At 71.7% G+C, this 15,026-nt stretch carries 18 protein-coding genes; 5 read left to right on the forward strand and 13 right to left on the reverse strand.

The genetic code is table 11. From position 1 onward, the window contains the following. Window positions 1-63: 63 nt before the first annotated feature. The 7 genes from KBX00_RS22030 to KBX00_RS22060 form a co-directional block, all read right to left on the reverse strand. Window positions 64-861 carry an RNA methyltransferase gene (locus tag KBX00_RS22030; protein WP_210829898.1) on the reverse strand — a complete coding sequence of 266 codons (798 nt, stop codon included), beginning with the start codon at window positions 859-861 and terminating at the stop codon, window positions 64-66. A gap of 65 nt (window positions 862-926) precedes the next feature. Further along, window positions 927-1,319, reverse strand: a complete 393-nt coding sequence (rplT, locus tag KBX00_RS22035) for a 50S ribosomal protein L20 (protein WP_093404272.1) — start codon at window positions 1,317-1,319, stop codon at window positions 927-929. Window positions 1,320-1,351: 32 nt separating this feature from the next. Next, window positions 1,352-1,546, reverse strand: a complete 195-nt coding sequence (gene rpmI, locus KBX00_RS22040) for a 50S ribosomal protein L35 (protein WP_210829900.1) — start codon at window positions 1,544-1,546, stop codon at window positions 1,352-1,354. A 20-nt stretch (window positions 1,547-1,566) separates the two neighbouring features. Beyond that, complete coding sequence (infC, locus tag KBX00_RS22045) at window positions 1,567-2,214, reverse strand: translation initiation factor IF-3 (RefSeq protein WP_210829902.1); 648 nt, start codon at window positions 2,212-2,214, stop codon at window positions 1,567-1,569. A gap of 657 nt (window positions 2,215-2,871) precedes the next feature. Continuing rightward, window positions 2,872-3,342, reverse strand: coding sequence for a PH domain-containing protein (locus tag KBX00_RS22050; protein WP_210829904.1), 471 nt, complete (start codon window positions 3,340-3,342; stop codon window positions 2,872-2,874). Window positions 3,343-3,417: 75 nt separating this feature from the next. Then, complete coding sequence (gene hisG / locus KBX00_RS22055) at window positions 3,418-4,263, reverse strand: ATP phosphoribosyltransferase (RefSeq protein WP_210829906.1); 846 nt, start codon at window positions 4,261-4,263, stop codon at window positions 3,418-3,420. A 45-nt stretch (window positions 4,264-4,308) separates the two neighbouring features. After that, window positions 4,309-4,590 carry a phosphoribosyl-ATP diphosphatase gene (locus tag KBX00_RS22060; RefSeq protein WP_166457935.1) on the reverse strand — a complete coding sequence of 94 codons (282 nt, stop codon included), beginning with the start codon at window positions 4,588-4,590 and terminating at the stop codon, window positions 4,309-4,311. 120 nt (window positions 4,591-4,710) lie between these two features. On the opposite strand from KBX00_RS22060, the gene KBX00_RS22065 reads away from it, so the two are divergent. From KBX00_RS22065 to KBX00_RS22075, 3 genes are read left to right on the forward strand one after another with little or no spacing between them, the layout of a single operon-like run. Beyond that, the gene (locus KBX00_RS22065; RefSeq protein ID WP_210829908.1) at window positions 4,711-5,571 is read left to right on the forward strand and encodes an ABC transporter substrate-binding protein; all 861 of its coding nucleotides are present in this window, start codon (window positions 4,711-4,713) and stop codon (window positions 5,569-5,571) included. Next, window positions 5,568-6,413, forward strand: coding sequence for an amino acid ABC transporter permease (locus KBX00_RS22070; protein ID WP_210829910.1), 846 nt, complete (start codon window positions 5,568-5,570; stop codon window positions 6,411-6,413). The genes KBX00_RS22065 and KBX00_RS22070 overlap by 4 nt, the downstream gene beginning before the upstream one ends. Before the next feature lie 2 nt (window positions 6,414-6,415). Beyond that, window positions 6,416-7,183 carry an amino acid ABC transporter ATP-binding protein gene (locus tag KBX00_RS22075; RefSeq protein WP_301548384.1) on the forward strand — a complete coding sequence of 256 codons (768 nt, stop codon included), beginning with the start codon at window positions 6,416-6,418 and terminating at the stop codon, window positions 7,181-7,183. A gap of 65 nt (window positions 7,184-7,248) precedes the next feature. Here the strand turns inward: KBX00_RS22075 and ribH are convergent, their stop codons facing one another. The 6 genes from ribH to rpe all read right to left on the reverse strand — a co-directional run bounded on the left by ribH (window position 7,249) and on the right by rpe (window position 12,739). Next, window positions 7,249-7,749 carry a 6,7-dimethyl-8-ribityllumazine synthase gene (ribH, locus tag KBX00_RS22080; RefSeq protein ID WP_210829912.1) on the reverse strand — a complete coding sequence of 167 codons (501 nt, stop codon included), beginning with the start codon at window positions 7,747-7,749 and terminating at the stop codon, window positions 7,249-7,251. 5 nt (window positions 7,750-7,754) lie between these two features. Then, window positions 7,755-9,017, reverse strand: a complete 1,263-nt coding sequence (locus KBX00_RS22085; RefSeq protein WP_210829914.1) for a bifunctional 3,4-dihydroxy-2-butanone-4-phosphate synthase/GTP cyclohydrolase II — start codon at window positions 9,015-9,017, stop codon at window positions 7,755-7,757. Next, window positions 9,014-9,634 (reverse strand): riboflavin synthase, encoded by a 621-nt coding sequence (locus KBX00_RS22090; protein WP_210829916.1) that lies wholly within the window; start codon window positions 9,632-9,634, stop codon window positions 9,014-9,016. The genes KBX00_RS22085 and KBX00_RS22090 overlap by 4 nt, the downstream gene beginning before the upstream one ends. Before the next feature lie 2 nt (window positions 9,635-9,636). Next, window positions 9,637-10,698: a bifunctional diaminohydroxyphosphoribosylaminopyrimidine deaminase/5-amino-6-(5-phosphoribosylamino)uracil reductase RibD gene (ribD, locus tag KBX00_RS22095; RefSeq protein ID WP_210829917.1), complete on the reverse strand. Its 1,062-nt coding sequence runs from the start codon at window positions 10,696-10,698 to the stop codon at window positions 9,637-9,639. A gap of 378 nt (window positions 10,699-11,076) precedes the next feature. Continuing rightward, a complete protein-coding gene (locus KBX00_RS22100; protein ID WP_307869043.1) occupies window positions 11,077-12,078 on the reverse strand; it encodes a response regulator in 1,002 nt (333 codons plus the stop codon). Next, the gene (rpe, locus tag KBX00_RS22105; RefSeq protein WP_210829921.1) at window positions 12,059-12,739 is read right to left on the reverse strand and encodes a ribulose-phosphate 3-epimerase; all 681 of its coding nucleotides are present in this window, start codon (window positions 12,737-12,739) and stop codon (window positions 12,059-12,061) included. Before rpe ends, KBX00_RS22100 begins: the two co-directional genes overlap by 20 nt. Window positions 12,740-12,986: 247 nt before the next feature. Here rpe and KBX00_RS22110 point away from each other — a divergent pair, with 247 nt between their 5' ends. Beyond that, complete coding sequence (locus KBX00_RS22110; protein WP_210829923.1) at window positions 12,987-13,874, forward strand: septum formation family protein; 888 nt, start codon at window positions 12,987-12,989, stop codon at window positions 13,872-13,874. An 86-nt stretch (window positions 13,875-13,960) separates the two neighbouring features. Beyond that, window positions 13,961-14,845 (forward strand): septum formation family protein, encoded by an 885-nt coding sequence (locus KBX00_RS22115; protein WP_210829925.1) that lies wholly within the window; start codon window positions 13,961-13,963, stop codon window positions 14,843-14,845. Window positions 14,846-15,026 lie beyond the last annotated feature (181 nt).

Here is a 15,026-nt window from a genome sequence, read left to right on the forward strand (position 1 = left end):
GAACGCCGTGGCGCGTTCACCATCGGGGTCGCGTCTCCTCCGTCGTGTGCGCGTGATCTCAGGTCAGCGCTGTGCTCTGGCCGAAGCGTACAGGCAGACGGCCGCCGCCGCAGCCAGGTTGAGGCTCTCGGCCCGCCCGTGCAGCGGCACCCGGACCCGGGCGTCGGCGGCCTCGGCCAGTTCGACGGGCAGACCGTGCGCCTCGGAGCCGAACAGCCAGGCGGTCGGTGCGGCCAGCCGGCCGGCGTCGAGCAGGTCGTCGAGATCGGATTCGCCGTGGCCGGTCGCGGCGAGCACGGTCAGCCCGGCGGCCCGCGCCGCGGTGAGCGCCGCGAGCGGGTCGCGTTCCCGGACTACGTCGACGTGGAACAGGCTGCCCGCGGACGACCTGACGCACTTGCCGTTGTACGGGTCGACGGCGTCACCCGCGAAGATCACCGCGGTGGCGCCGGCCGCGTCGGCGGTCCGCAGCACCGTGCCGGCGTTGCCCGGGTCCCGGATCCCGGCGAGCACGGCCACCAGCCGGGGGCCGCGGGACAACGCCACGGCCAGGGACACGTCGAGGTGCCGGCAGACGGCGACCAACCCCTGCGGGGCGACGGTCTCGGCGAGCGCGGCGAGTGCCTCGTCGGTCACCTCGGAGACGGGTACGTCGTCGCGGGCGGCGCTCGCCGCGAGGTCGGCGTACCGGTCGAGGGCGGCGGGGGTGCCGAACAGCTCCAGCACGGTGCGGGGTCGGCTCAGGGCCTCCCGGACCGCCTGGGGCCCCTCGGCCAGGAACCGACCCGAGGCGTCGCGGTCGCGGCGCCGGTGCAGTCGGCGCGCGGCCACCACCCGGGGCGTACGCGGTGTGAAAAGCATGGTCTCGGCCGTACGCGCGAGGCGTCCCCCGGCGACGGGGGACGCCTCGGTGCGCTGCGTGGGACTCAGGCGGCCTGGGCGGGCGCGCCGCCGGTGCCCTCGGCCTGCACGGCGGCCCGGGCCAGCTCGACGATCGCCGCGAACGCGGCGGCGTCGTTGACCGCCAGGTCAGCCAGGATCTTGCGGTCGACCTCGATGCCGGCCAGGCGCAGGCCCTGGATCAGCCGGTTGTAGGTCATCCCGTTGGCGCGGGCACCCGCGTTGATCCGCTGGATCCACAGCTGCCGGAAGTCGCCCTTGCGGTCGCGACGGTCCCGGTAGGCGTACTGCATCGAGTGCAGCACCTGCTCCTTGGCCTTGCGGTACAGCCGGGAGCGCTGACCGCGGTATCCGCTCGCGGTCTCCAGCAGGGTACGGCGCTTCTTCTGGGCGTTCACAGCCCGCTTGACGCGTGCCATCTCAACTCCTTCTTGGATTCAGGTGGCGCGCGTCAGCGGCCGAGCAGCTTCTTGATGCGCTTGACGTCGGCCTTGGCCACCGCGACCACGCCGGTCAGCCGGCGGGTACGGGTGGAGGGCTTCTTCTCCAGGAGGTGGCGCTTGTTGGCCTGCTCCTTCATGAGCTTGCCCTTGCCGGTCACCCGGACCCGCTTGCCCGTGCCGGTGTGGCTCTTCATCTTCGGCATGTGGAACGTCTTCTCCCCTGTTACTGACCGCTGGTGTCAGCGGTCGCGCCGGTCTCACCGGCTGCTGCGCTCTCACTTGTCACCGCAGGTTCGGCGGCCGCGGCGGCGGGCTCCTCCGCGGTCCGCTCCCGTGGTCCACCACGGGACGCCGTGGCGGCGACCGCGGAGGCCTTCACGGCCCGGTGCGGAGCGAGAACCATGATCATGTTTCGGCCGTCCTGCTTCGGAGCGGACTCCACGTATCCCAGTTCCGTGATCTCGGACTCGAGGCGGCGCAGGAGCCGGTAGCCCAGCTCCGGGCGACTCTGCTCGCGACCGCGGAACATGATCGTCACCTTGACCTTGTCGCCGGCCTTGAGGAACCGCACCACGTGACCCTTCTTGGTCTCGTAGTCGTGCGGATCGATCTTCGGCCGGAGCTTCATCTCCTTGATGACGGTCTGCTGCTGGTTACGCCGCGCTTCGCGCGCCTTCAGTGCGCTCTCGTACTTGAACTTGCCGAAGTCCATGAGCTTGCACACCGGCGGGCGCGCCATCGGCGCAACCTCGACCAGGTCCAGATCGACGTCCGCGGCCAGCTGAAGGGCGCGCTCCAGCGGGACGATGCCCACCTGCTCACCCTCGGGGCCGACCAGTCGGACCTCACGTGCCCGGATCTGCTCGTTCACGCGTGGTTCGACGCTGATGGGGCCTCCTCGAGTCGGATCTTCATGCGTGGCCGACCCGGCGGCTCCCGGTGGGAGCCGGCCCGGAAAGTAGAAGGCCCCGGCGTATGCCAGGGCCTGCTCGACCGGTCGGCACGATCACAGGATCGCGCATCCGGCGCCGGGACGTGCCCGGAACCGGTGACCGGACCCGGACGCCACAGGCGGCGACTCGGGTGGGAGCAGGCGCTCCGCTTTCAAGGCTGTCCTAACGGCTAGGACAGCTGGTCGACTCAACAACACTACACCCTCGGTAACCGGGACCTCAAACCGGCCCAGCCCGGTCCGCCACCGCGCGGCGGACGCTGCTCAGGCTCGCACACCGCGCGGCGCACGCTGCTCAGGTTCGTACACCGGGCGGCCCCGCCGCCCCGGTTCGCGCCCTGTCGAGCTGAACCGCCGACGCCGTCACCCGGGTCGCCGCTCCGGCGATCCGTTGACGCGCTCAGCTCGACAGCGGCCGGCTACCGGCATGTCGGTCGCCGAGGCGATCAAAGAGCCAACCTGCTCGACGAGGCGACGGAGGCGGTGTCCGCCGAGCGACACCGGCGACCCCGTACCGCCCGCGTGACGAGCGGAACGGCGACCGAACCGACAGGTCGAGCCGCCGCGGCGGACGGATCAGCGAGCCGCGCGTTCGGCGACGGCGGTCAGGTGCGCCTGGTGCAGGCGGCGCAGGGCACGCACGCCGTCGACGGCGAGCTGCTTGTCGGCGGCCTGGAGGGCGACCACCGGCAGCAGGTCGTCGTCGTACAGCTCCAGCGCCGCCCACGGGGCATCCCGGTCGAACCGGACGCCGCGCACGACCTCCCAGGGCAGCTCGTACGAGCCGATGATGTTGCGGACCCGCACCCCCCGCACGTCCGCCTCGACCCGGGGTCGGGTGAACAGCAGGGTGCCCAGGGCGAACAGGATCCCGAGCCCGATCATGGCCAGCTGGTCGCCGCGCTGGAAGGTGCCGTACCCATTTCCGGTGGGACCGGTCAGCGTGGTGGCGACCAGGGCGAAGACCACGACCAGCAGGATGGCCGACACCCAGCAGACCAGCCGGATTCGCCGGGGTCGCACCCGGACCACGTCGGTGTCACTCACCCCACCAGTCTGCCATCCGGCCGTACCCGGGCACCCAGCGCCACACAGAGCCGCGACGTACCGGCCCGACAGCCCTCAGAGCCGGCAGGCGTGGATGTTGGTGACCAGGATCGCGCGGGCACCCAGTTCGTAGAGTTCGTCCATGATCCGGTGCACGTCGTCGCGGAGCACCATCGCCTGCACCGCCACCCAACCCTCGCGGTGCAACGGGGAGACCGTCGGTGACTCGATGCCCGGGGTGAGCGAGCTGGCCCGGTCCAGCAACCCGGCCGGCACGTCGTAGGCGAGCATCACGTAGCGGCGGGCCACCAGCACCCCGTGCAGCCGGCGCAGCAGCTGCTCGGCCTGCGGGTGCGGGGCCGCGCCGGTGCGGCGGACCAGCACCGCCGAGGATTTCAGCAGGGGCTCACCGAAGACCACCAGACCGGCCTGGCGCAGCGTGGCGCCGGTCTCGACCACGTCGGCGACCACGTCGGCGACACCCAGCCGGATGGCGTTCTCCACCGCACCGTCGAGGCGGATGACGTCGGCCTTGACGCCCAGCTCGGCGAGGTGCCGCTCGACCAGTCCGGGGTACGCGGTGGCGATCCGGTGCCCGCCCAGCTCCCGTACGTCGTCGACGTCGTCCGGGCGGGCGGCGAACCGGAAGGTGGCCCGGCCGAAGTTCAGGTCCACCACCTCCTCGGCCGGCGCGCCGGAGTCGATGAGCAGGTCCCGGCCGGTGATGCCGACGTCCAGGTCACCGGAGCCGACGTAGGTGGCGATGTCCTTCGGCCGCAGGTAGAAGAATTCGATGTCGTTGGCCTGGTCGCGGCAGACCAGGTCCTTGGTGTCGGTGCGCTGGCGGTAGCCCGCCTCGCGCAGCATCTGGGCGGCCGAATCGGCCAGGGCGCCCTTGTTGGGTACGGCGACGCGCAGCATGACGGAGTGCTCCTTCGATCGGTTCCGGGTCGACGGTGGGGGCACTCACAGATGTCGGTAGACGTCCTTGAGGTCGAGACCGCTGGCGAGCATCAGCACCTGGACCTGGTAGAGCAGCTGGGAGATCTCCTCGGCCGTGCGCTCGGGCCCCTCGTGCTCGGCGGCCATCCACGACTCGGCCGCCTCCTCGACGACCTTCTTGCCGATGAAGTGCACGCCCTTCTCCAGTGCGGCGACCGTGCCCGAGCCGGGGGTGCCGGCCGCGGCCTTGGCCTGCAACTCCGCGAACAACTCCTCGAACGTCTTCACGGAGACGGATTCTCGCAGTCGCCCAGGGTCGACCCGAGCACCGGGTCCGTGGTGACCGGTGGACGGGATCGGCACATCTACCGGGACGGGTGGGACAGCCCTTCGATCCTCGCCTATGTTGGTCGTACGCTGTCCGCCATGGTCACCACCCTGCGTACTCTCGCGTTCGCCGCCGCGGCGGCCGTCCTGCTCGCGGCCAGTGCCTGCACGCCGCAGGCCCAGCCCGCGCCCATGCCGACCGTGTCGATGGCCTGCGTCAAGGACGGCCTGCCCACCCAGACGCCGGGCAAGCTCACCATCGCCACCGACGAACCGGCGTACCCGCCGTGGTTCGTCGACGACAAGCCCGAGAACGGTGAGGGCTTCGAGTCGGCCGTGGCCTACGCGGTGGCCGAGCAGCTCGGCTACGCCCGGGACGACGTCACCTGGACCCGGGTGCGGTTCGACACCGCCATCGCACCCGGGCCGAAGACCTTCGACTTCGACATCAGCCAGTTCTCCATCACCGAGGAGCGCAAGCAGGCGGTCGACTTCTCCGCGCCGTACTACCTCGTGCGGCAGACGGTCATCGCGCTGGAATCCTCCAAGATCGCTGGCCGGACCTCGCTTGCCGACCTGCGTACGGCCCGGCTCGGCGCTCAGGTCGGCACGACCAGCTACCAGGCCATCACCGACGTGGTGCAGCCGACGTCCGAGCCACGGGTCTACAACAACAACGACGACGCCAAGAAGGCCCTGCAGAACGGGCAGATCGACGGCCTCGTGGTGGACCTGCCCACCGCGTTCTACATCACCGGCGCGGAGATCGACGACGCGGTGATCGTCGGGCAGCTGCCCCAGGTGGGCAGCCCGGAGGCGTTCGGGCTGGTGCTGGACAAGAACTCGCCACTCACCGGCTGCGTCAGCGCGGCGGTCGGGCAGCTCGCCTCCGAGGGCGTACTCAAGCAGTTGGAGCAGCGGTGGCTGGGCCAGGTGGCGGGAGCGCCCGAACTCACGTGAGCACGCTCCTGCACCAGCCCTCGCCCGCCCAGCGGGCGAGGGACGCGTACCGCCGTCGGCAGACCAGGTTCAGCGTGCTGGTCGCCGCCGCCTCCACGGCGGCGGTCGGCACCCTGCTGGCGGTCTCGGTGACCGGGGCACCCGGCTGGGAACGGGTACGCCAGACGTTCCTCGACCCGCAGATCGCCCGCGACGCGCTGCCCCGGGTGCTGACCGGCCTCTGGCTCAACCTCCGGCTGCTGGTCTGCTGCGCGATCGGGGCGTTGCTGCTGGGGTTGCTGATCGCGGTGCTGCGGACCCTGCGCGGGCCGGTCTTCTTCCCGGTCCGGGCCCTGGCGGCCGGTTACACGTACACCTTCCGCGGCCTGCCGCTGATCATCGTGCTCTACCTGTTCGCCTTCGGCGTGCCCGGGCTGCGGGTGCAGGGCACACCGTCGGTGCTGGTGCTGGGCGCGCTGGCGCTGATCCTCACCTACGCCGGCTACCTGGCCGAGGTGTTCCGCGCCGGCATCGAGTCGGTGCATCCGAGTCAGCTCGCCGCGGCCCGGTCGCTGGGGCTCAGCTACCGGCAGGCCATGCGACACGTGGTGCTGCCGCAGGCCGTGCGTCGGGTGGCGCCACCGCTGCTCAACGACGTGGTGGCGTTGCAGAAGGACGTCGGGCTGATCTCGTTGGCCGGCCCGATCGACGCGGTCCGGGCGGCGCAGCTGGCCAGCGCCCAGACCTTCAACTACACGCCGTACATCGTGGCCGGGGTGCTCTTCGTCCTGCTCGCGATCCCGCTGATCGCGGTCACCGACCAGGTGACGCTGCGGGCCGCCCGACGCCAGTCCGGAGGTTGACCATGAACGTGCAGCCGGCCCCGGAGGTGCTGCGGTGCCGGGGACTGCGCAAGGAGTTCGGTGGCCAGGTCGTCCTCGACGGGCTCGACCTGAGCGTCGCCGAGCATCAGGTGGTGGCGCTGATCGGGGCGTCCGGGTCCGGCAAGTCGACGCTGCTGCGCTGCGTCAACCTGCTTGAGGAGCTGCACGACGGCACCATCGAGCTGGACGGCGAGGAGATCTCCGCCCCGGGCGTCGACCCGGACCGGGTACGCCGCCGGATCGGGTTGGTCTTCCAGTCGTACAACCTCTTCCCGCACCTGAGCGTGCTGGACAACATCACCCTCGCCCCACGTCGGGTGCACCGGCGCTCCCGCGCCGAGGCCGAGGCCCGGGCCCGGGCCCTGCTGGACCGGGTGGGGCTGGCGGCGAAGGCCGACGCCTACCCGGACCGGCTCTCCGGCGGCCAGCAGCAGCGGGTCGCGATCGTCCGGGCGCTGGCCAACTCACCGCGGCTGCTGCTGCTCGACGAGGTCACCTCGGCGCTGGACCCGGAGCTGGTCGGCGAGGTGCTGACGATGATCCGCGACCTCAAGGCGGACGGGATGACCATGGTCCTGGCCACCCACGAGATGACCTTCGCCCGCGACGTCGCCGACCAGGTCTGCTTCCTCGACTCCGGCCGGGTCATCGAGTCCGGCCCACCCGAACAGGTCCTAGCCGCCCCGACCCACCCCCGCACCCGCCAGTTCCTGTCCCGCATCATCGAAGCCGGCCGCCTGCCAGGTTGATCATGAAGTTATTGTCACGGGCAAACGCTCTCCGGGACAACAACTTCATGATCGCCGAAGGGGGGTCAGGTGGTGAAGCCGACGGGGTGGGTGGGGGCGGTGGTGGCGTGGCGGATGGCCAGGGCGGCGTCGAGGGCCGCCACCGTCGACGTCCAGCCCTTGTCCTCGGCGGAGTCGGGCAGGCCGGCGCGGTCGCGGGCCTGGTCGATGGTGTCGACTGTCAGCACGCCGTGGGCGACCGGCTTGCCCTCGTCGAGGGCGACCCGGGTCAGGCCGTCGGTGACCGAGCGGCAGACGTAGTCGAAGTGGGCGGTGGCACCGCGTACCACCACGCCGAGGGCGACCACCACGTCACAACGCCGCGCCAGCGCCTGGGCCACCACGGGCAGTTCCACCGAGCCGGCCACCCGAGCCACCACCGCCCGGGCACCACACGCCTGCGCGGCGGCCACCGCCCGGTCGAGCATGTGGTCGGTCAGGTCGCCGTGCCAGCGCGCGGCGACCACACCGACGGTCATCCCGGCCGCGTCGACCGGAGCCGAACCCGGCTCCCCGAAACCCGCCATCTTGCCTACGCTCCGATCTCTGTCCCGGGCACCGTACGCCCCAGCGGCGCCTCGGCAGCCTCGTCGAGCTGGTCTATCAGGTGTCCCATCCGGTCCCGCTTGGTCCGCAGGTAACGTACGTTCTCCGGATGCGGACGCACCGGCAGCCCCTCGCGGCCGGTGATGGTCAGGCCGTAGCCCTCCAGCCCGGCCCGCTTGGCCGGGTTGTTCGTCAGCAGCCGCATCGTGCGTACCCCGAGGTCGTAGAGGATCTGCGCGCCGGTGCCGTAGTCCCGCGCGTCGGCCGGCAGGCCGAGGTCGAGGTTCGCGTCCACCGTGTCACGGCCCTGGTCCTGCAACTGGTACGCCTGGAGCTTGTGCAGCAGCCCGATGCCGCGCCCCTCGTGGCCACGCACGTAGAGGACCACGCCCCGCCCCTCGCGAGCCACCCGGTCCAGGGCGGCGTTGAGCTGCGGGCCGCAGTCACAGCGCACCGACGAGAAGACGTCGCCGGTCAGGCACTCCGAGTGCACCCGGACCAGCACGTCGCGGCCGTCGCCGATGTCGCCCATCACCAACGCCACGTGCTCGGCCGAGTCGTACTCGCTGCGGTAGCCCAGCGCCCGGAACACCCCGTGCTCGGTGGGCATCCGGGCGTCGGCCACCAGCTCGACCTGCTTCTCGGTACGCCGCCGGTACGCGATCAGGTCCGCGATGGTGATCAGGGTCAGCGAGTGCTCGGCGCAGAACTTCTCCAGGTCCGGCAGCCGCATCATGGTGCCGTCGTCGTTGACCAGCTCGCACAGCACCCCGGCCGGGCGCAGACCGGCCAGCCGGGTCAGGTCCACGGCCGCCTCGGTGTGCCCGGGACGTCGCAGCACCCCACCCGGCCGGGCCCGCAGCGGCACCACGTGCCCCGGGCGGGCGAGGTCCGTCGGGCCGGTGGTCGGGTCGGCGAGCAGCCGGATGGTGTGCGCCCGGTCGGCCGCCGAGATGCCGGTGGTCACCCCCTCCCGGGCGTCGACGGTCACCGTGTAAGCGGTCTGCCGCCGGTCCTGGTTGGTGTGGTGCATGGGCGGCAGGTCGAGCCGGTCGCACTCGCTCTCGGTGAGCGGTACGCAGATGAAGCCCGACGTGTGCCGCACCGTGAAGGCCAGCAGCTCCGGGGTGGCCAGCTCGGCCGCGAAGATCAGATCGCCCTCGTTCTCCCGGTCGGCGTCGTCGACCACCACGACCGGACGGCCGGCGGCGATCTCGGCCAGGGCCTGCTCGATGTCGGCGAAGGTCATGCCGCCACCTCCGCCACGTCGGCCGGGCGAGCGCCCAGCAGCCGCTCGACGTACTTGGCCAGCACGTCCATCTCCAGGTTGACCGGATCACCGACGGACCGGGTGCCGAGGGTGGTCGCCGTCAGGGTGGTGGGGATCAGGCCGACGGCGAACCAGTCGTCGCCCACCTCGGCCACGGTCAGCGAGACCCCGTCGACGGTGATCGACCCCTTCTCCACCACGTAGCGGGACAGCGCGGCGGGCAACCGGAACCGGACCGTCTCCCACCGCTGCGCCGGCTCGCGGGAGAGCACCTCGCCCACGCCGTCGACGTGCCCCTGCACCAGGTGACCGCCGAGGCGGCTGCCCAGCGCGGCGGCGCGCTCCAGGTTGACCCGGTCGCCGGCCCGCAACGCGCCCAGCGCCGAGCGCCGCAGCGTCTCGCCCATCACGTCGGCGGTGAACACCCCGCCGTCGACGTCGACGACGGTCAGGCAGACCCCGTTGACCGCGATCGAGTCGCCGTGCCGTGCGTCGGAGGTGACCAGTGGGCCACGGACCGCTACCAGGGTCGAGTCCTCCGCCGTCGGGGTCACCCCGACGACCTCGCCCAGTTCCTCGACGATGCCGGTGAACATGCCTAGCCCTCCCTCTTCCGGGGCAGCGCGGTGATCCGCAAGTCGGGACCGACCTGCGTAACGTCGGTGAGTTCCAGATCGATGGCCTCGGCGATGGTGGTCACACCCGCGTCGACAAGCGCGGCGGGCCCGGCCCCGAGCAGCCGGGGCGCGAGGTACCCGACCACCCGGTCGACCCGGCCGGCGGCGAGGAACGCCCCGGCGAGCCGGGGACCCCCCTCCAGCAGCACCGCCCGTACCCCACGGGTGTGCAGGGCGGCGAGCAGCGCCGGCAGGTCCACGCCGCCGTCCGGGCCGGTGCCCACCTCATCGGCGGTGGCCACCCAGGTGCGGGCGGCGCCGTCGCGCACCCGGGCGTCATGAGGGGTACGTCCATTCGAGTCGACCACCACGCGCAGCGGCTGCCGGATGGCCAGACTGCCGTCGCGCAGGTTGCGCACGGTGAGTCGGGGGTCGTCGGCGAGGACCGTGCCGACGCCGACGACCACCGCGTCGACGGTGGCCCGCAGCGCGTGCACGTCCATCCGGGCGGCCTCGGACGTGATCCACATGCTGGTGCCGTCGGCCGCCGCGGAACGACCGTCCAGGGTCGCCGCGTACTTCCAGATCACGTACGGCCAGCCTCGGCGCATGGCGGTCAACCAGGCCACGTTGCCGGCCTCCGCCTCGGCCTCGCGCACCCCCACGTCGACCCGGATGCCGGCGGACCGCAAGGTGGCCGCGCCGCCGGTGGCGACCGGGTTGGGATCCGGCACCGCGATGACCACCCGGGCCACCCCTGCCTGGACCAGCGCGGTGCTACAGGGGCTGGTGCGGCCGACGTGGTCGCAGGGTTCCAGGGTGACCACCGCGGTGCCGCCCTTGGCCCGCTTGCCGGCCTGGGCCAGCGCGACGATCTCGGCGTGCGGTCCACCGGCGTACGCGTGGAAGCCCTCGCCGACCACCTCGCCGTCGGCGTCGAGCAGCACACAGCCGACGACGGGATTGGGACTTGTGGTGCCGAGCCCGCGCGCCGCGAGTTCGATCGCCCGACGCATCGCCTCGTCCACGGAGACGCTCGCCATCGCCTGCCGTTGCCCTCTCGCTCGTACGCGCGGGCAGGGAGTTCGGCCGGGTGGCCACGGGCAGGCGGAGTCCGGGTACGGCACAGCCGCCCCGGTCGGGACGCGCGCACGCCGAAACCCGGCGAGCCACACGGCCCCCTTCCGTCCCGCGCGCTGTCTCCCATCCGGACTGTCTGGGCGCGGACGAGCCGCCCCCAACCGTCGGCCCCGGATTCTCACCAGGTCCACCGGGCGGACGAACCGCTCCCGGGTCGCGGGCTTACCACGGTCGGACCGTGGATCACCGCCGGTTCGGAATTACACCGAGTCCCGCCAGCGCGTGGTGGGTACTGAGCAAAGTCTTACACGCCCGGCGGGGCGCCGGGCCACCCGGGCGAGCTACTTCACATGACGGTGACCGGGGTCGGCGACACCGCGACGGCGGTCGACCGCCACGTACGAGCCGGGTTGACTCTTGGCCACGGTCTTCATCTCGGAGGCGACCGTCATCGCCTCCAGCGGGTCGGTGATGCGCTTGTCGGTGTCGGAGATCGCGACCCCGATCGAGAGGGTGACAAGCGCCGCCCGGCGAATGTTGCCGCGCCGGTCCTTCAACTCCACGTAGCCGCGTTCCCGGTCGGTGGGATCGTAGAGGGCGTCCGCGGCCTTCTCGAAGTCCACCGACACCCGCAGGGTGAGCGGCCGCACCTGCTCGGGCGTGCAGACGAAGACGAAGTCGTCACCGCCGACGTGGCCGAGGAAGGCCGGCGGCAGGGCCACCGCGACCACCGCCCGGTGCAGGCTGCGGGCCAGCGCGGAGATGAAGCCGTCGCCCCGGACGAACCCGTACCTGTCGTTGACGCTCTTGAACCGGTCGATGTCGATGTAGCCGACGGCGTAGTCGGCACCACCGCGAACCCGGTCGGCGATCTCCCGGCGGATCCGGCTGTTGCCCGGCAGGCCGGTCAGCGGGGAGACCTCCCGGAACTCCTTGTTGCGCCGCAGCGTGGAGCTGACCCGGGCGACCAGCTCGGCGTTGTCGAAGGGCTTGACCAGGTAGTCGTCGGCACCGGCGTTGAGCCCGTGAACCTTGTCCTGGGTCATCCCCTTGGCCGTCAGCATGATCACCGGCAGGGCCGCGGTCATCGGGTCGGCACGCAGGCGACGGGTCAGTTCCAGCCCGTCCACCCGGGGCATCATCAGGTCGACCACGGCCAGGTCGGGCCGCTGGCGTTCGATCAGCTCCAGCGCCTCCTGGCCGTCGGCGGCGAGGATCACCTCGAAGCCCTGCAGACGCAGGTTGAACTCGACGAAGCGGGCGATGTCCTCGTCGTCGTCGACGACGAGGATCACGTCCTTGCGGTCGTCGGCGGTCTCCACGTCAGGCCCGGGTCGCCGCACGCTCGGCCAGCCCGCGCAGCCGGCGTACCGCCTCGGCCGGGTCGTCGGCACCGTAGACGGCAGTGCCGGCCACGAAGGCGTCGGCACCGGCCGCGGCCGCCTGTTCGATGGTGTCGGCGGCGATCCCGCCGTCGACCTCGATGCGCAGTTCCAGGTGGCCGGCGTCGACGTGCCGGCGTGCGGCACGGACCTTGTCCAGCAGTTGCGGGAGGAACCGCTGCCCACCGAACCCGGCCTTGATGGTCATGACCAGCAGCGTGTCGAAGCTCGGCAGCAGGTCGAGGTACGGCTCGATCGGGGTGTCCCGGTCGATCGCCAGCCCCGCCTTGGCGCCGGCCGCCCGCAGGTCCCGGGCCAAGGCCACCGGGTCGTCGCAGGCCTCCGCGTGGAAGGTGACGTTGTACGCCCCCGCGTCGGCGTAACCGGGCGCCCAACGCCGCGGGTCGGTGATCATCAGGTGTACGTCGAAGGGCAGCTTGGTGGCGGCCCGCAGGCTCTGCACCACGGGCAGCCCGATGGTCAGGTTCGGCACGAAGTGGTTGTCCATGACATCGACGTGCAACCAGTCCGCGGTGTCCTCGACGGCACGCACCTCTTCGGCGAGACGGGAGAAATCGGCGGCGAGGATGCTGGGCGCGATGATCGGCGACGGTACGGTCACAGGGGCCAGTGTACGAACGTGGCCAGCGGCCACGGCAGCGTGCCAGTAACCGGGACACCCCGTGACCCGGAGGTGACCAATGGTGCAGAATGACCACCTTCGAACCGGTGAAACGGAATGAAGCTCGGCTTCCACTGGCCAGACGACCGATTCGCGGCAACACTCCATCGGGGACGGTGACGGTATCGTGCAGGCCGGTGGGCGCGGGAGCCGGCAGCCGGGCGGCAGCTCCCGGAAAGGGCGGACGATGCGACGGTGGCTCGCGGCACTGGCGCTGGCCAGTGTGGCTGCGATGGCGCTCAGCGGCTGCGTGCGGCCGGGCGGAACCGACGGCGATCTCACCGACGACTGGCAGACACTGCGGGCACCGACCATGTTCGTCCCGGCCACCGACGCCTGCCTGCCCCGGGTCACCTCGGTCGTGCAGGCGAGCACCTACGAGACCGTGGACTGCGCCCGCAACCACCTCGCCGAGACGGTGCACGTCGGCACGTTCACCGACGCCGACGCCGTGGGCGAGCGCCCGGAGCCGGGGGCGGCGGCGTTGCGTACCGCCCGGGCGGAGTGCGACCAGCGGGCCCGCCTGGTGCTGGGTGGCGACTGGCACACCGCCCGGTTGACGCTCAACATCTCGCTGCCGTCGGCGCCCGCCTGGAACGGCGGTGCCCGCTGGTTCCGCTGCGACCTGAGCGAGACCGACAGCATCGACAACACCCGGCCGGTCAACCGCACCGGCAGCCTGCGTGGCGCGCTGATCGGCGACTCACCGCTGGTGCACCGCTGCTTCGATCCGAAGCTGATCGGCGACAGCCTCAACTACATGGCGCCGGTGCTGTGCACCGAACCACACGGCGCGGAGTTCGTCGGCGTCTACGTCGAGCGGGACATGAGCTGGGAGCAGTTCGTCGGTTCCGCCGGCCAGGCCCACAGGCGGTGCATGGAGCTGATCGCCGCCTTCGCGGACGTGCCCAACAACGATGAGCTGCCCTACCGTGCCGGTTCCATCTTCTACCCGCCGTCCCAGCGGGAGTGGGAGGAGGGCGACCGGGGGGTGCGGTGCATCCTGTGGAGCGACGACCGCAAGCTCACCGGCTCGATGCGCGGCGTCGGCCCGCGGGGACTGCCCGTGACGTGAGCACGGCGCACGAACGTCCCCGGCACCGCCCGATCCCGGTACCGTATGCTGCCGCTTCGACGGGCGGCAGCGGGAGGTCGGCGGGGATGCGGCGATGGTTCACCGGAGTCGCACTGGCTGCCGTGGTGACGCTGGCGACCACCGGCTGCACCAGACCGGCCGGCATCGACGGTGATCTGGTCGACGACTGGGCGTCGATGGCCGTACCCGCGGTCTTCACTCCCGACTCCGGCACCTGCCACGGACAGCCGCAGGAGGTCGGTTACCTCAGCGCGTACGCGCCGGTGGACTGCGCACAGCCGCACCGGGCCGAGACCCTGCATGTCGGTGCCCTCACCGACGTGCCCGGGGCTCGACCACCGGCGGTCGGCAGCAAGGGGATGCGCGCCGCGTTCGGCGAGTGCGACCGGGCGGCCCGGCGGACCCTGGGCGGCGACTGGCGTGCCGCCCGGATCGGACTCACCGTCGTCCTACCGTCGCCGCAGGCGTGGACCGGCGGCGCCCGGTGGTTCCGCTGCGACGTCCACGAGCTGCGCGGACTCGACACTCCGGTACCGGTACGACGTACGGCCAGCCTGGCCGGCGCGTTGGGCGGGTCGTCGCCGCTGCGGCACGGCTGCTTCGACGCCGATACCGAGGGCGACGAGGTCATCGAGATGGTCGCCGTCGAGTGCACCGACCGGCACCGGGCCGAGTTCGTGGGCCTGTGGCAGGCGCCGGAGAGCAGTTGGTCGGAGTTCGTGGAAAACCCGGCCCGCAGCCATCGTGGTTGCCGCAGCGCCATCGCCCGCTACGCGAAGGTGCCCGACGACGGCAACCTCCAGTACCGGGTCGGCACCATCTTCTACCATCCGTCGGAAGGCGAGTGGCGCAGCGGCAACCGGTCGGTGCAGTGCTTTCTCTGGATCAGCGACCGCACCCTCACCAGGTCGATGAAGGGTGCCGGCACCCGCGCCCTCCCGATCACCTGAGCCCCCGGCACCCCACCCCACCCCACCCCGCACGCCGGTAGCCGGAACCGTCACCGCGGCCGGTGCCGCGCGTATTCTTGGACATTTTCCGTTAGCGCCTAACGGAAATCGTCCAAGATCTCGGCAGAGGGTTGAGATTTCGGGTGTGGAGGCGATCGATCGGTGGTGGTGGGTCTTGCGG

The sequence above is a fragment of the Micromonospora sp. C95 genome, assembly GCF_018070465.1.
Classification (GTDB): domain Bacteria; phylum Actinomycetota; class Actinomycetes; order Mycobacteriales; family Micromonosporaceae; genus Micromonospora.

Bases quoted from the DNA above. Each gene is read 5' to 3' on its own strand.
- hisG (WP_210829906.1), bottom strand. From the start codon at position 4,263: ATGCTGCGCGTCGCCGTACCCAACAAGGGCGCCCTGGCCGATTCGGCC.
- rpmI (WP_210829900.1), bottom strand. From the start codon at position 1,546: ATGCCGAAGATGAAGAGCCACACCGGCACGGGCAAGCGGGTCCGGGTG.
- KBX00_RS22085 (WP_210829914.1), bottom strand. From the start codon at position 9,017: ATGACCTTCGCCGACATCGAGCAGGCCCTGGCCGAGATCGCCGCCGGC.
- ribD (WP_210829917.1), bottom strand. From the start codon at position 10,698: ATGGCGAGCGTCTCCGTGGACGAGGCGATGCGTCGGGCGATCGAACTC.
- rplT (WP_093404272.1), bottom strand. From the start codon at position 1,319: ATGGCACGCGTCAAGCGGGCTGTGAACGCCCAGAAGAAGCGCCGTACC.
- KBX00_RS22115 (WP_210829925.1), top strand. From the start codon at position 13,961: ATGCGGCGATGGTTCACCGGAGTCGCACTGGCTGCCGTGGTGACGCTG.
- KBX00_RS22030 (WP_210829898.1), bottom strand. From the start codon at position 861: ATGCTTTTCACACCGCGTACGCCCCGGGTGGTGGCCGCGCGCCGACTG.
- KBX00_RS22075 (WP_301548384.1), top strand. From the start codon at position 6,416: ATGAACGTGCAGCCGGCCCCGGAGGTGCTGCGGTGCCGGGGACTGCGC.
- KBX00_RS22065 (WP_210829908.1), top strand. From the start codon at position 4,711: ATGGTCACCACCCTGCGTACTCTCGCGTTCGCCGCCGCGGCGGCCGTC.
- ribH (WP_210829912.1), bottom strand. From the start codon at position 7,749: ATGGCGGGTTTCGGGGAGCCGGGTTCGGCTCCGGTCGACGCGGCCGGG.
- KBX00_RS22090 (WP_210829916.1), bottom strand. From the start codon at position 9,634: ATGTTCACCGGCATCGTCGAGGAACTGGGCGAGGTCGTCGGGGTGACC.
- KBX00_RS22110 (WP_210829923.1), top strand. From the start codon at position 12,987: ATGCGACGGTGGCTCGCGGCACTGGCGCTGGCCAGTGTGGCTGCGATG.